This window comes from Cohnella suwonensis (genome assembly GCF_042655365.1).
GTDB lineage: Bacteria > Bacillota > Bacilli > Paenibacillales > Paenibacillaceae > Cohnella > Cohnella suwonensis.
Genome location: NZ_JBHSMH010000021.1, coordinates 11,538 through 26,340, shown reverse-complemented (window position 1 = coordinate 26,340; position 14,803 = coordinate 11,538). Strand labels below are relative to the sequence as shown.

General features: G+C 49.0%; 13 protein-coding genes. 6 read left to right on the top strand and 7 right to left on the bottom strand.

Features of this window, described 5'->3' with window-relative positions; genetic code table 11:
• The first annotated feature begins 129 nt into the window (after nucleotides 1–129).
• Nucleotides 130–288, top strand: coding sequence for a hypothetical protein (locus ACFPPD_RS08830; RefSeq protein ID WP_209750293.1), 159 nt, complete (start codon nucleotides 130–132; stop codon nucleotides 286–288).
• Nucleotides 289–389: 101 nt separating this feature from the next.
• Here ACFPPD_RS08830 and ACFPPD_RS08825 read toward each other — a convergent pair whose 3' ends face one another.
• A complete protein-coding gene (locus tag ACFPPD_RS08825; protein ID WP_209750296.1) occupies nucleotides 390–1,343 on the bottom strand; it encodes an aldolase catalytic domain-containing protein in 954 nt (317 codons plus the stop codon).
• Nucleotides 1,344–1,370: 27 nt separating this feature from the next.
• Entirely contained in the window at nucleotides 1,371–3,536 is a 2,166-nt protein-coding gene (locus ACFPPD_RS08820) for a CotS family spore coat protein (protein WP_209750298.1), read from the bottom strand.
• A gap of 257 nt (nucleotides 3,537–3,793) precedes the next feature.
• Here ACFPPD_RS08820 and ACFPPD_RS08815 point away from each other — a divergent pair, with 257 nt between their 5' ends.
• The 3 genes from ACFPPD_RS08815 to ACFPPD_RS08805 are packed head-to-tail and all read left to right on the top strand — an operon-like array spanning nucleotide 3,794 to nucleotide 5,197.
• Nucleotides 3,794–4,069, top strand: a complete 276-nt coding sequence (locus ACFPPD_RS08815; protein WP_209750300.1) for a hypothetical protein — start codon at nucleotides 3,794–3,796, stop codon at nucleotides 4,067–4,069.
• Between the two features lie 36 nt (nucleotides 4,070–4,105).
• Nucleotides 4,106–4,708, top strand: a complete 603-nt coding sequence (locus ACFPPD_RS08810) for a hypothetical protein (RefSeq protein ID WP_209750302.1) — start codon at nucleotides 4,106–4,108, stop codon at nucleotides 4,706–4,708.
• Between the two features lie 18 nt (nucleotides 4,709–4,726).
• Nucleotides 4,727–5,197 (top strand): hypothetical protein, encoded by a 471-nt coding sequence (locus ACFPPD_RS08805; protein ID WP_209750304.1) that lies wholly within the window; start codon nucleotides 4,727–4,729, stop codon nucleotides 5,195–5,197.
• A 68-nt stretch (nucleotides 5,198–5,265) separates the two neighbouring features.
• On the opposite strand, the gene ACFPPD_RS08800 is transcribed toward ACFPPD_RS08805, so the two are convergent.
• The 4 genes from ACFPPD_RS08800 to ACFPPD_RS08785 all read right to left on the bottom strand — a co-directional run bounded on the left by ACFPPD_RS08800 (nucleotide 5,266) and on the right by ACFPPD_RS08785 (nucleotide 11,345).
• Nucleotides 5,266–7,035 (bottom strand): AMP-binding protein, encoded by a 1,770-nt coding sequence (locus ACFPPD_RS08800; RefSeq protein ID WP_209750306.1) that lies wholly within the window; start codon nucleotides 7,033–7,035, stop codon nucleotides 5,266–5,268.
• A gap of 32 nt (nucleotides 7,036–7,067) precedes the next feature.
• On the bottom strand, nucleotides 7,068–8,570 hold the full coding sequence (locus ACFPPD_RS08795; RefSeq protein WP_209750308.1) for a class I adenylate-forming enzyme family protein: 1,503 nt from the start codon (nucleotides 8,568–8,570) through the stop codon (nucleotides 7,068–7,070).
• Nucleotides 8,571–8,647: 77 nt separating this feature from the next.
• Nucleotides 8,648–9,994 carry a phenylacetate--CoA ligase family protein gene (locus ACFPPD_RS08790; protein WP_209750309.1) on the bottom strand — a complete coding sequence of 449 codons (1,347 nt, stop codon included), beginning with the start codon at nucleotides 9,992–9,994 and terminating at the stop codon, nucleotides 8,648–8,650.
• 19 nt (nucleotides 9,995–10,013) lie between these two features.
• Complete coding sequence (locus tag ACFPPD_RS08785; protein ID WP_378081896.1) at nucleotides 10,014–11,345, bottom strand: nucleotide sugar dehydrogenase; 1,332 nt, start codon at nucleotides 11,343–11,345, stop codon at nucleotides 10,014–10,016.
• Between the two features lie 180 nt (nucleotides 11,346–11,525).
• On the opposite strand from ACFPPD_RS08785, the gene ACFPPD_RS08780 reads away from it, so the two are divergent.
• Together ACFPPD_RS08780 and ACFPPD_RS08775 are read left to right on the top strand one after the other, a co-directional pair.
• Entirely contained in the window at nucleotides 11,526–12,308 is a 783-nt protein-coding gene (locus ACFPPD_RS08780; RefSeq protein ID WP_209750310.1) for a polysaccharide deacetylase family protein, read from the top strand.
• A 27-nt stretch (nucleotides 12,309–12,335) separates the two neighbouring features.
• Entirely contained in the window at nucleotides 12,336–13,634 is a 1,299-nt protein-coding gene (locus tag ACFPPD_RS08775; protein WP_209750311.1) for a DUF6395 domain-containing protein, read from the top strand.
• Here the strand turns inward: ACFPPD_RS08775 and ACFPPD_RS08770 are convergent.
• Complete coding sequence (locus tag ACFPPD_RS08770; protein ID WP_209750312.1) at nucleotides 13,625–14,698, bottom strand: glycosyltransferase; 1,074 nt, start codon at nucleotides 14,696–14,698, stop codon at nucleotides 13,625–13,627. The two genes, ACFPPD_RS08775 and ACFPPD_RS08770, sit on opposite strands and share 10 nt — an antisense overlap.
• Nucleotides 14,699–14,803 lie beyond the last annotated feature (105 nt).

Sequence of the window (14,803 nt, the reverse complement as noted above, 5' to 3'; positions counted from 1 at the left end):
ACCCATTGGGCATAAACAAAGCTGCAACCCATAACATTTTATTTTGACAATCATATATTAAAAAGGAATGCTTCCACGCTGGTAACTTGCGCAGCGATCGGAGGCTCCGAGATTCGAGGAGGTGATACAATGGGTGATGCGGAGAAAGAGGTCGAAAAGGCCGAGAAGGCCGCCCAAAAGATGACCAGGAAGGCTGAGAAGACCGCCGAGAAGGCTGCCAAGGAGGCCGAGAAGGCTGCCAAGGAGGCCGAGAAGGGGAGCAAGAAAGCCGAAGGTAAATCGAAATAACCGATGAGGCTCCCATCTCTTTCAGTTATTTTGCAAGATGACTTTTGATTTTATCAAAAGTCATCTTTTTTGCGTCTCCGGCCCGCTGAGCCGAAGTCCGATTATGAGTTAACGTTAGGCACGGTCAGCATATCATAGAATTGCAGAGCCATATCCTTGTCCGGGGAGCTCCGAAACGCCATAGCGGAACGAGGATGCTCGCCGAGCATTCCCGTGATCATATACGGAATGAGGTAACCCCACTCTTCTCTGTCGCGCAGAGGAATCATGTATTTCTCGATCATATCCAGAACGGGGCGCAGGCTGTAGTTTGCATTCCTCAACTGTGCGACCAGTAATTCCGTCGGGCAGTTTCCCGCGGCGCGGCCCATCCCGTATACGGAAGAATCCAGCAGCTCGACGCCATTGTCCGCGGCAGTCAGCGTGTTGGCAAAGCCGAGCTGCAGATTGTTGTGCATATGTGCACCCAGACGTTTATTCTTAAGGTGCTTTCGAAACGTCTTCACCAGATTACGGATGTCGTTCGGCATCAAACTGCCATAAGAATCCACGATATATACAACGTCTACGACGCTGCGCGAAATCATTTCGAACGCTTCGTCGAGCTGGTTCTCCTTAACGTTGGAAAGCGCCATAATGTTCAGCGTCGTTTCGTAGCCGCGGTCATGGAACAGCCGAACCAGCTCAAGCGCTTCATCGACATCCTTGATATAGCAGGCGACGCGGATCAGATCGAGCAGGCTTTTCTCGCGCGGAAGGATATCGTTAACGTCAACCCGGCCAATATCGACCATTGCCGAAAGCTTGGTCGTCTGTTTCTCTTGGATTGCGTCTTGCAGAAAATCATCATTCAGAAAGCGCCAAGGGCCGGAGGATTCGGAGCCTTTGAGCAGCTTGGGCGAATTTTTGTAGCCGATCTCCATATAATCTACGCCGGCTTCGTTCAGGCATTTATAGAGGTATTGGACGAAGTCGACACTGAAATCCCAATTGTTTACAAGGCCACCATCGCGTACAGTGCAGTCAACGATATTGTGACTTTTTTCGGTAATCATGAAAAATAGGCTCCCTTCGAATCTTGATCACATCGCAGGGTAAATAGAGGAACCTGTCTGCTTAACGAAGATGACAGCCTTCGCCGGTAAGGATTTCTGCCTTGTCCTTGTGATCTTTCCGCGAACAACGGCCTTCTTTTTGAGGGCCGCCGGTAAGGATTTCCGTCTTCTCCGATTACTCTTGCCGTGGACGATGATCTTCTTTTTGCTGGCCTTCACCACGGATTTCTTCTTGCCTCGGACAACACGCTTAATAATAGCTTTTGGTTTATGCTTGTATTTCTTATTCGCCTCTTCTTTCCTCCGACGCTGCTTCTTCGGATCCTTGCCGGACTTCTCGCTTCTATTCGGTATATATAGGCGAGGAACGCTATCCGAAGAATCATAGACCTTCCACGGTTGAACGTACGTATCCTCCATTTTCTCTTCTTTTTCGGGCGGCCAATATTTCTCGACTTCTTCATTCTGTTGCGATTCGCTCGAGGTCTCGCCTTTCGAAGGTGATATCGCTTTCCTTAATCGAGCGTACAAGTACGACGCCAGATGTCGAAAAGCAAATTGGGCCAACTCGGGAGCGATGGCACGAATCGGGGATTTAGCCTCTTCGCGAGGCTGGAATTTATCCCGTTCGCGTTGGATAAATTCCCGCCATTCCGTCTCTTCCTCAGCCCTTAACGTCTCGATATTCGGAACCGTTTGCGATCCGTCAAGCGTTTCCATCGCGACATCCGCATATTCCTCGGAAGCGTTCCACGGCAAGTCCGATACGCTTTCGCCCGCAGGATCACCCTCGGGATCTACCGGCTCGTTTTTTTTTTTTAATCGTACAGGATCTTCAGACTCCCGGTAATTCTTCAATCGTGCGGCCAAATAGGATGCCGCATGGCGTAACGCGAATTGAGTTGCCTCCGTAGCAATTAAGCGACTCCGTGATTTGTCCGGATTTTCCGGCTGTATTTTGTTCAGCTCGAGCTGAATGAAATCCTTCCATATCGTTTCTTCCTCATCCGGTGAATACTCCGATATCCGCACTTCTCTAGTTCGTTCCGTCTTCATGTTCCACTCGCCGTTAGGGTACAACGCCAAGTCCTGTCTCAATAGGGAAAGAGCTTTCTCTTTAGAAGCCTCCATCGTCATCGCTTTGTTCAAAATAGCGTCCAAGTCCCAATCCAGCACATGGAATGGAACCGATTCAAAAAGAATTTCTTTTACAATGCCATAGCATTCATTCGGGAAGCTTAAGTCGAGCAGCAGCAATTCAAACGTCTCCCGGTCGAGCGGATGGGTTCGATGATAAGCTTCTATCATTCCCCGAATCCATGCAGCGTCCCATCCTCCTCGATTAATCATCGCTTGGGAGATTATTCTTCGAAGGTCGCGTATTGGAAAATCGTAAAATACGTTAGTAATGTTGGTTATCCAAACGACTGCGCGTCCTGCCTGAGCGTCTTTCTTCGACCATTCGTCATTATAAAAAGTAAGTCCCCAGAACTGCCCCCCCATCGCAACCATATCGTCATAGGACGATTGCTTGATCCGTTGAAGAGCATCCCGCGCTTGCTCCTCCATACCGTCTAATAGGGAAAGCAGCCGATTGCCCGATTCGAGCTCGGGATTCCGGTCCGCCAAATGCCGACACTTCCCGATATCTTCGATGCTCTTCTCGTAGGATGCCGGCCAACTGCCCAGCACCGAGGAGGGCGCGTATTCCGGCGGCGGATTATACCCCTTGGACAAGCGATGGAAATCGCCAAGGGCTTCGCTTAAAGCTTGAGCCTCTTCCAAATTCGTTTCGTATGCCGGTTGAAGCGCTTCGATCCACTCCGTCACGATCCAAAGCCTGCCTCCAGCCAACACGTACTTCTTGTTATCGCTCGTCGGGATCAACGGCGGAATGTTGGCGCCTTGGTTCGCAAGATACTCCTGCGCGTGTATTCTAATAAGACTTCTTTTAGGCGCATTGCGCAGCAGTTTCATCATGCGGGGACCATGGTTGGTTGCAAGCTTCCATACCGCGGTACCTTTGGCAGGCTTCGTTGAAACGAGATTGATCTTATCTACATGCATATCGTAATACGCCAATACATGCCGTGCGACAGCTTCCACCTCTGGCGGAACAGCTTGATCGCGCGGAACGTTATGGGACCCGGTCTGCAAGAGATGATCCCATGGTTCGATACGAATATCGTTCACAGGTGTACCTCCCTGCCGTTTAGGTATATTCCTTGTTCATGTTACGACAAGGCCTGCGACTTTGATATAAACAGGAGCGGAACTTCGGTCCGAATGAGGTACATTGTGTCATAACCCATAGAAGCGTTGATGCCCACACTTCACATGGCCGTTCACCATACAATAGGAAATACAAATGAATTTTCGGGAGGTGACGCGGCTTGCGCCAGTTTCGCAAAGCGATGAGTTCCGATTGTGGAACTTAAGGGAGAGATAACATGAAGAAAAAAGCGACGAGCAAAACCGAAACGTTATTGTTCGTTCTTGGTATTTCTTTTGCGGTGTTTATATTGTTGTTTGTTATTATCTTTACGGTCATCACGATCGTGAAAAAATACAGAAAAGACGGGACGCTGCTTTCACTGCTGCGACCGGATCCGGATGAGGATGAGGGAACTGAAGCGAATAATCCTCCTTCATCCGAGACGTGGCAAGCGAACTCGGATACCTCTCAGAAAACAAAGCGCATGCCTGCAAAGAGCGAGCTGCACTAACTTGGAAAAACATAAGGTAAAGGAAGGTGCATCCGCTTGGCAAAGAAATCGTCGGAACGAGTCCCGAGCGAGTCGGATCAGGCCGTATTCGAGCGGCGGTTGGCCGAGGCGGTCGAACTGCATAATGAAGGTCTCGGCGGGATATCCGACGCCGTTTGGAAAGCGAACCGCGTGTTCGAAACGCTGCGGAAGGATTTTCCTGATCAACCGATCGCGGATGCGTTTCATGGCAGCATCATGTCGTTGATCGCTCGCGATGAGTCGAATCCGATGATACGTTTTCAATGGGCAAAACGCGGATTAAAGCTTCTTGACGAGGCGGTAGCTTCCGCACCGTCCGATAACAGGATTCGATTGCTGCGCGGCAACATCGCTTATCGGCTGCCGGAGCAGTTTTTCCATCGAACGGAAACGGTGATCGAAGATTATCTCTTCCTCATCGACGGGGAACTTCGCAACCCGGGCAGCATCTCCAAAGATACGTATGAGAAGCTGATCTTTGAGCTTGGCGAGGCATACCACCGCATTGACCGACGGCCGGAGGCCGAGCTCTGCTGGAGCAGGCTTTTGAAACTAACGACGGACCCGAAGTATCTCCCGCTCATCGAACAGAAGATGAGTTCGGCGAACGATGATTAAAGCAAGGAGGTGAACCACATGGCGAGCGTTAAAAAGGAGTTGTCCAAATTTACGGAGTTTTTGGTGCAAGAGTTCGCAGTATTATCCGAAAAATTCGCAGTTGCCGTTAAAGAAAGCGCCAATCAATCCAGCGAAAAAATACTGGAAGCGGTAGATGATTTCGTAGAGCCTTCCTCCGTTCTTGTCGAGAATTTGTCGACTGCCGTAAAGGAAGGCGAGAATAAACGAATCCTTGAGGCCGTGGAGGGATTGATTCAACCCTCCACGGAATTGGTCCATAAATTGACGGACGCCGTTAAAGGCGGAGCGAATTTTGTCGGCGATAAAATGATGATAGCGCTGGAAGAAGCTATATTCCCGGCTCCTATCGACGCGAAAAAATTGTCGGACGCCGTTAAAGGCGGAACGAATTACGCAAATGAAAAAATGATGACTACGGTAGAAGATTTCGTTCAACTTATCAAGACATATAAAGCTTCCAAAGAATGACGCACAGATCGACATTGAAAGGCCCTAAACCGGTCATCGGCTTAGGGCCAATTGCTTTTTCCGCTTCATTACATTTTACGCCCGCCGGCTAGCTGCTCCGTTAAATGTTTTGCCTGTTCATGCTCCGGCTCGCGAGCCAATGCTTCCTTCAATGCATCCTTAGCCTTTTCCGGCTCCCCCATCTGGATAAGACACTCGCCAAGCGACGCCCATATATCGGCTTCATCCATCCCTTTTTCAATGCAATATTGAAATTCCTTCGCGGCCTTAGCCGGGTCCCCTCCAAGCGTATCGGGCGTGTTTAATAGTCTTGCTCCGTTGATTCTTCTTGCGAAAGGGTGAGTCGAATCGATTTCAAGAGCCGCCATGATCTCGTTCTCCAGAAACGGAAGCAATCTCATCTTCTCAAGCATAATACCCGCTTCTATCAAGCGGCCATATGCCGCAGCGAGCCAAGCATGCGCATCCGCGCTGTTGGCATCTAACGCCACTGCTTTCTCGAACAGTGCCCGCGCTTCATGAAAATCTCGTCCTGCCAGCTTTCGGCGTCCCTGGTCAAGCAAATCGCGCAGCGGGTCGACGGAAACCGCTCCGGAAACGCGGAGTTCCAGCCTTTGGATATAAACCGGCTTCTTTGAAGGGGTATTGCGCACAAGCTCGCCGCGGCCCAGCAGCACGCCATCGTCGGCGAACTCTACGGTGACGGGAACGCCCAACCGCTTTGTCAAAAGAGCCCTAACATTCTTTTCCGACCACTCCGAAGATCGATGCGAATCCAGAATAAAGTGAAGTCCGTTCTCTTGCTCCAGAGCCTTCCAAGCATCCGGCACGGGAGATAATGAATAAACGGCATCTTGAATATCCTTGCTGTCCAATACCAACCCTCCGAAAGGGATCCGTTCCTTACGCCTTCCAAAATGAACCAGACTGCCTCCGCTGCGGCCGCACTTGCATTGGCAGGGTTCTACGGTGATAATGTCCTCGTTAAAATAGCGAAGCAGCGGGGATGCTTGATGAGACAGCGTCGTTACCGAAGCGAAACCTCTTTCCCCTTGGGACGCGGGCATGGAACCGTCCTCGTTCAATACTTCAACCAAGTAATCTCGTTCCATGACGTGCATGACGCCATGCTCGCACATCGCGGCGATATTACCCGTTTCGGTAGAACCGTATAGGTTGAATACCGGAACGCCCCATAACTTCTCGATATGATTCCGGCGGGGCTCGCTCATCAATTCGCCGGCAGCGCAAATTGCCCGCAAAGCGGGAAAATCCGTTTTCGCATCCGATCCAAGCAGCCTTGCCGTCTCGGCCAACAGCTCCATCTCCCGGGGAAGCCCCGCTATAACGGATACGCCAAGGCGCTTTAAAAGCTCCAGCACCCGGGGATAAGGCGTGACCGGCGTGCGGCTGCTTGCCGGAACGGTAGCCGAGCCGGCCTGCCTTGAAGCATGCTGCATCAGGAACGCAGGAAGCGACATCGCATATGGAAACCGAATCAGTACTACGTCGTTAGGGGTTAATCGTACTCCGCAGTCTCTCATCTGCCTTCCGCCGGTTTCCAAGTCTTCCTTGGTAAACCAAGAAGCGGAGGGCTCTCCTGTCGTTCCGAACGATTCGTGGTATTGCGCCACTTCCTTCATATCCACCGCTAGATGGCCGAAGGCGCCTGACTTCCGAAGATCCTCTTTCGAAGTCAAGGGCAGCGACTGCATCTGGTCCAATCGGGTGTTTACAATGTCGTACCCAGCCAATTTTTCTTTATACAGAGGTGATTTCGAGATACGCTGCAGCAAATCACGGAATCTCCGATCCCGCTCCATATGGGTCTCAGACATTCAGAATAACGCTCCCCTCAATATGCGCGGCGTCAGCCGCTTGTGTTTCGTACCAATCTTTGCGCCAGCTCTCGGCGGTCGGCCTTACCCGCGGCATTCAGCGGAATTTCCTTAACAAACCAAACCCCGGCGGGAACTTTATAGCGAGCGAGACGGCTTTCGCAGAACGAAAGGATTTCACGCCTCTTCTTCACTTCCGATTCGGCATTCATAGGTTCGCGCAAGCGGATAAAAGCGATCGGTTCCTGCATTCGTTCGGGATGATGGATGCCAATGACAACGGCATCCTCGACGTCGCTCGCTTCCCGCAGCACGTTCTCCACTTCTCCGGGAAAGATTTGAAATCCGCTGAGCTTGATCATATCGTGCTTCCGGCCGCACAAATACAAATAACCTTGTTCATCGAGGAAGCCCATATCCCCTGTCCTGACAAAATCGCCTACGCATGTTTCGCTTGTCGCCACCGGATCGCCAAAATACTCCCTCATTCGGTAGCGCGTCTTGACCCATACTTCTCCGACCTCTCCGACGGGCAGGTCCCTATCATTCTCGTCCACAATCCTAATAGTATTAAAAAAAACGGGCCGCCCGCATGATTCGTCCTTGCCGGCCCATTCGTGGTCATTGATCATCGTAATCGCCCCTGCCTCGCTGGTACCGTATAAATCGGTGATCCGCAAGTGCGAAGGCAGACCCTTTATTCTCGATTTCAATGCGCCCGTTAACGGCTCGCCGATCGTCATGATATGCTTCACCGATGACGGGAACCTGGCTCCGATGCTTTCCAGATCATCCAACCATCTCATAAAGTCGCTCGGACCCAGATTAATGAAAAAAATGTTATACCGTTCAATCAACTCCATCCATTTAGCGGGATTGGATTGTCTGGCAACGACTACCGTATTGCCCTCCTGAAGGATGTTGCACGCCGTCGTCATGCTGCCGCGGAAAGTGAGCGGTTTTATCAGCAAATGAAGACGCGGTTCAATCACGTGACTGCTTGTCGGCAGCCTTAAATTAAAGACGGATTTGTTGACGATAATTCCTTTCGGAGTTCCTGTCGTTCCCGATGTGAAGAAAACGATGTCGGTGCCACGCCCGGTCAAGGGCTCTTCGGTATTCGGATACTCGAAGACGTTAACCTCTTCTACGCACCAAACCCGGAAAGGCACCTCCTTATGAAGTGCCATTTCCCTTATGAATGCACGAGTCGTAAACAACAGTCGGGCATTCGTGGAAACCGCCAAATTGATAACGTCATCGGCCGTATAATAGGTAACATTGGAATTCATGAAATACGGCACGACATCCGCCCGTATCATTGCGACCAACACTTCGATAAACTCGACGCGGTTCGGAAGCATCAGCAGAACCCCATCACCCGGCGTAACGCCAGCCGCTTGTAAAGCGCCAACCCAACGGTTGGCGCGTTCGTTCAGAGCTCCATACGAAAGGGTTGCGTATTCATCTATAACTGCGGCTCGTTCCGGATCCTTTGCAGCCCATCGGGCTACCGAGGTTGAAACTTCATCCATATCGGAACTCCTTCCATTCGAATCGGTACATGAAGTTCCCAATCTTGGCCGGTGAGCCTGCGGGAGAATTCGGCTCGTCATTGCATGTAAATGCGGGTGGCTTTGCCGAAAGTACGGGGCAAAGAGCGCTTTATTTCAACGTTGCAATCGATTCCTACGTGATCTAACATATGCTTGCGAATTTTGGCCGCCAATTGCTCATCCGTTAATGCCGTACGAAATGGCTCGGCTTCGATCGTCAAGCGTTCTTTATCCACAATGAAGTGATACCATAAGCTCACTTCGGGAATTTCCATCAGAAAATGCTCCAAGAAAAACGGCGAGTATTCATTGCCGTCCAGGGTCAGCATATTTTCCATTCTTCCTCGAAGATGCAATACGTCCATCGTAATTCCGCAGCTGCACTGCGATTTTTGCAAATAACCGACGTCCCCGCTCCGGTAACGCACCATCGGCATTCCTTCGCGCAGCAGCGTCGTCACGGCGATTTCGCCGGTATCATTATATCTGAGCGGTGCGCCTGTTTGAGAATTGATGATTTCCACTTTCACGTGTCCATCCATGACGTGATAACCCTTATGTTCCTTACACTCGACGGCTATTACGCCGCACTCTGTCGAACCGTAAAAGAACGACACTTCGCATCCCCACCATTTTTCCAGCCGATTGCGAAAGGTATTGGAGCACCCTTCCCCGGTAAGCAGTATTCTCCGCAGAGAAATATCCCGGCCTATCACAATGCCGAACCGCTCGCTTTCTTCTGCCAACAGCGCCGCATATGAAGGCGTGGTGACGAGCACGGTCGCTTGAAATTCCTTCATGAGCTCCAGCGATTTATCGATCGGCGCCATGTATCCGCCTTTGCCAAGCGATAGAATCGCGGTTCCGAAAGCGAATTGGAACAATCGTTGGAAGCCGAGCCCGGGGAGCGCGAATTCGTACGGAAGGGCGATCGCGGTAATATCGCTGTCCGACTCCGGAAACAGCTCCAAATATTTGGGCAATAGATCGTAAATGTACTGGTCGGCCAGCGTGTACGACGTATAAATCGGTTTGCCGGATGTTCCGCTTGTGAGGTGAACCTGGCCGATCTCCTTCGGTTCGACGCACAGCAGCTTCAATTTATCGCCGCGAATGACGTCTTTATTTAACAGCGGCACTGAAGCCAATTGCCCGAGATTGTCGATCGAAGGCTGCTTGAATCCGGCTTCTTCAAGTGCCGACCGATAAAATTCGTTATGGTTCCAAATATGCTCTAGCGTCAAGTTTATTGCTTTCAGTTGATATTGCTCCCGCAGCTCGCGCGGAAGCTTTTCGATTGTTTTTCCTTCTTCGTCCAATTGATCGAAGAACGCTCTTAATTGCTCCAAATGCGACGTATGCTCGTCGATCGACACCGTCATCTTGTGAGACTGGTTTCTCATGCATACCCTCCTCTTCATATTAATGCTCGATATACGAATGAGTTCCCCCGCCCAATCGAATCACTTCGGCCTTTCCGATCCTGTTCTTCGTAATATTCCGGGTATCGTAGACGAACTTTGCATATTCCAATATTCGTTCAATGGGAATATCGGAATGATCCGTAAGGATCAACATGCAGTCTGTCTTTACCAACAAGTCATCCGTTAATAACTTGCTTACAAACTTATGGCCGTCGACCGTAAATTCAGGTACGTGCGGATCATGGTAATAGATCGAAGCGCCTTCGCCCAGTAACGCTCGAATGACTGATAATGCGGCCGACTCCCTGATGTCTGCCGTATTTTTCTTATAGGCGACGCCGTATATCATGATACTCGTTCCGCTTAAATCCGTACTGCGAGATAAGTGCATTTTGATTTGATCTACGATGTAGGCCGGAATGTTCCCGTTAACGGTATGCGCAAGCGTAATGAACTCGCTTTGGAAACCGCTTTGATTGAGTTTCCATTGCAAATATAGGGGATCTACCGGTATGCAGTGGCCTCCAGCGCCAGGTCCAGGATAGAAAGCATGAAAACCGTAAGGCTTGGTATCGGCTGCTTCGATGACTTCCCATACATCAATGTTCAACCTGTCGCACAACTGCGCGAATTCATTCATAAACGAGATATTAACAAACCGGTAGGTGTTTTCCAGAAGCTTGGACAGTTCCGCGACTTCGGGAGAAGATACTTTCACGACTTGCTGAAAAACACGACTGTAAAATTGAACAACGCCATTTACGCAGTCCTCGGTAAGCCCGCCTACAAGCTTGGGGATTTGATCCAGCGCATGTATCTTGTTGCCCGGATCGATTCGTTCGGGAGAATAAGCCAAATGAAAATCACGCCCCGCGTTTAATCCGCTTGCTTCAAGCAGAGGCAAAAGCACTTCTCTTGTCGTTCCGGGGAAGCTTGAACTTTCCAGGATGATTAGCTGCCCTTTTTTAATCCGGAATGAAAGTGCCCTTCCAACGCTCTTAAGGTAGATTAAATCGGGATTATGGTCCGTTCCAATCGGCGTAGGTACACAAATAATGATAATGTTCGCATCTTTTACCCCGTCGTAATCTGCGGAAGCTGTTAAGTGACCGGAGGATATCATTCCGCTCAATTGACTGTTGTCAATATCCGGATTACCGCTTATCCCTCGATTGATGTTTTCGATTTTGGCGTGATCGAGATCTATTCCAACTACATGAAAGCCCTTGTGTACCAGGAGCATTGCCAGCGGCAGACCTACAAATCCCATTCCGATGATCGAGATCATGGATGTGTTTGTATGAGCCGGATCCATGCTGCTAAGGCTCATCCTAATCCCCTTTCACCAAATGATCTTATACACAATATGGGAGTTTGCTCTTTTTGGTCAGAATAAAATAATTGATTAAGGAAATTAGGCAGGAGCGTGTTTAACCGTCAGTATGGACTTCATCCCATATGCATTCGACGCTCGCGGCATATAGTTAAAAAACGGAAGGGAGGATGCATGGTGTCCCAATCTCGAAGAGCAACAAAAACTTACTATGAAAAAGGTGCAATCGTTCTAACCTATCACGATATCAATCCAAACGACCAATCGATATCGCCCTACAGTCTCACTCCTCACCTATTCAGCGAGCATCTGGATGCCTTGGAAGAATGGGGCTTTCAAATTATCAATATGGCTCGTTTCGCGGCATTCATGAAGGAAGGACAAGACATCCCGCCAAATGCGTTGGTCATCACCTTTGACGACGGGGAAAAAAGCTTCTTCACTTACGCTTATCCCGAACTTAAAAAAAGGTCTCTTTCCGCGACGAATTTTATCGTGGGCCAAAGAATCGATGCCGATCGCGGCATTACCTGGGATCAAATGCGCGAGATGAAGCAGCATGGATTCGATTTTTTCAGTCACACCTACAACCTTCATCGCAATACAAATTATGGAGAAGACAAAAGGATGCTTACCAACCCTCTATTTCTGGAAAAAGAAGGTCGACTTGAAACCGAAATCGAATATGAACGACGAATTATTGAGGATCTTTTATTAGCGGATAAGAGAATAAACGAAGAACTTGGCGAACACACGAGAATATTAAGTTTTCCCTTTGGCTCATATAATGACAACGTAATAAAAATTTGCCAAAAATTAGGCATTGAATTGTTTTTTACGGTCTCAAGAGGAATGAACTATCCCAATCAAGTGCTGGCGAAACGTATTAATGCCGGAGACGGGGCATTATCCGCGAAAGGTCTCATTAAAGAAATTCTTCGTTATACCCGCCGGACGTGAAAAATAAAGCTTTCATGGAGGTTTATCGTGAAAATAAACTATCGGGCTGAAAAAGGAGTGTTGGAATATCGTTTTAGTTCGCAGCCGGACTACCAATCTGGCGTTGAGGTTAGAATGGCAAAACAGTCGTGCGTTATACACATGCCTGCCGATTGGGATATTGGCAAGGTTCATCCCGATGTGCTGGCATTAGCGGCTATTTTGATTATCTATCCGTTCGCCGGTTCCAAAATCGTAGTGCCCCAGGGTGTCAGTCAACCCTTCCATGACCATTTTAAACGCACCACGAAAAAGGAGATTTTACCTGTAGATCCATATTTAATTCCGAGACAGGTACCCAACCGTTCCTCCCCTGCCCTGGCCTATAGCGGCGGAGTCGATTCTACTGCCGCTTTAATGCTGCTGCCGCCGAACGCCTGCAGCATCTTCTTGGAAAGAATTACGCCTATGAACCAACAAACGCTCTATAACAAAGAAGCGGCCTTGTATGCCTGCCGCTTCTTGCGGAAAGAAGGTCGATCCGTATATACGATCAAGACCGATCTGGAATATGTAAGAGACCCCGTGGGATTTCCGGTTGATGTAGCGAACGCGGTTCCTGCTCTGCTGTTATCGGATTATGTTGGGCTTGACAGCGTGGCTTGGGGCACGGTGATGGATTCGACTTATCAGATTGGAAACCTAAAGTATGCCGACTATGCGCAAAGACTTCATTTTAATCGCTGGGGAAAGCTTTTTGAGCTGGTGGGCATGCCGTTTAACCAGGTAACAGGAGGAATTTGCGAGGTAGGTACCTCCCTCATCGTCTTGAATTCGCGGTATCGTTCGATTGCTCGATCCTGTATGCGCGGGAACGGTAACGGGGCTTGCGGCGAATGTTGGAAATGCTTCAGGAAAGGATTGCTGGAAAGGGCATTGGAAAGGACAAAACCAAGCAATGCCGAACTTGATCGATTATTCAGCCTTTCCTCTGTCGAAATGCACCTGACCAAATTTCCAATACACTCGGAAAATATCATCGCTTATATTACCGCCCATTATGATGGGGATCACCCGATTATGAACAAATTGAAGAAAAGAACAAGAGGCGATAAACTTCAAGTGAGGTGGATGGAAAAGTGGTACAGTCCTTCGATTAACCTTTTGCCTGCGAAATATCGCGCCCAAGTCCAAACGCAAATCAAGAAATACCTGAAAGTTATGAATGCCGAAGAGGAGCGGCAGGCTGAGAGTTGGGATTTGGGTCAATACCGATCCAGTCACGAATATCAACAATATTCCACCGATTTGATGGAGGCCTTGGAAACCTACCGCGCTCAGAGGTAATAAAGCAATAGCTGCGCGATATCATCGGCTCCGTTCCTGGAAATAAGTTGCATAGCCGCTTTTCTCATTCTCTGATTGATGCTCGGGTCCAGACCTATTTCCATAGCTTGAGCAAAATCATCGTAGTCCGGATTTTTCAAACAAATTCCCGCGCCTGCTTTAGATGCATTAATCGCTCTCTCCACCTGATCGTCGCGCCCGGTATTTTCATTGGGAACAAAAATGGTGGGCACGCCAAAATACATTAACTCATGAAAAGTATTGTAACCGGAGGCGGATATAGCCAAATCGAAGGCGTTAAAGTAAATCGAGTTCGGATAATCGCGCAGAATCATCGCATTTTTATTGTGAAAGCCCAATCTTTTTCCAATAATCGACTCGCCGAGTACGATCCTGATCTCTCTTCTTCTCTTTAATACTTTTAGCAACATTGAGATTACGGGATGGATGTCGTTAATATTACCTGCACCCAGTTGGATATAGACCAGCTTCTCGTCTTGCTTTACCCGCCATTCATTGCGTACCGCTTCTCTGGATAGCAGCTCGGATCTATCCAAATAAATAACGGGTTCACAGTAATGGATTTCATCGTTTCCTTTTCTTAATGCGCTTCCCGCCTCGCCCGGAACGACGATTTTGTCGAACATGTTATAATGATTCCGGGTTTGCTCGTCCGGCCCTATCTTATTTTGAGTCCTTCTGATCCATATTTTTTTCAAGGAGTCGTCTTCATCGAAAGACGATAGAATGCCATCATATGGAAATGCGCCGTCGAAGACCAGCATATTCGGACGATGTATCCGTAATATCGTAGATAATTGTTTTCCCAATAGTTCATTCCATTGCGCGATAGTTATATTTTGCAAAAAGGCGCTTTTTGCAGGGTGATAATAGCCTAAAAATCCCTCTCTCATAATAAGGTGCATGGCAGGGCTCGTACTGAGAAAAATAATTTCCAATTTTTTGTCGAGCTTTTTCATCCGCCTCGCTAAAGCGAGCGACCTGGTTAAATGACCCAAACCGCTGCCATTCGTCGGAACAAAAATGATTGTACCGTGATTCAATCCATGACACCCCCCCGTTGAAGGTGAATCTAATAAAAGAAGGCTGAGGGCATACGGAACCGTATGCTCTTCATGCCTTCCTAATTGCCAATGGTCTGAATCCCT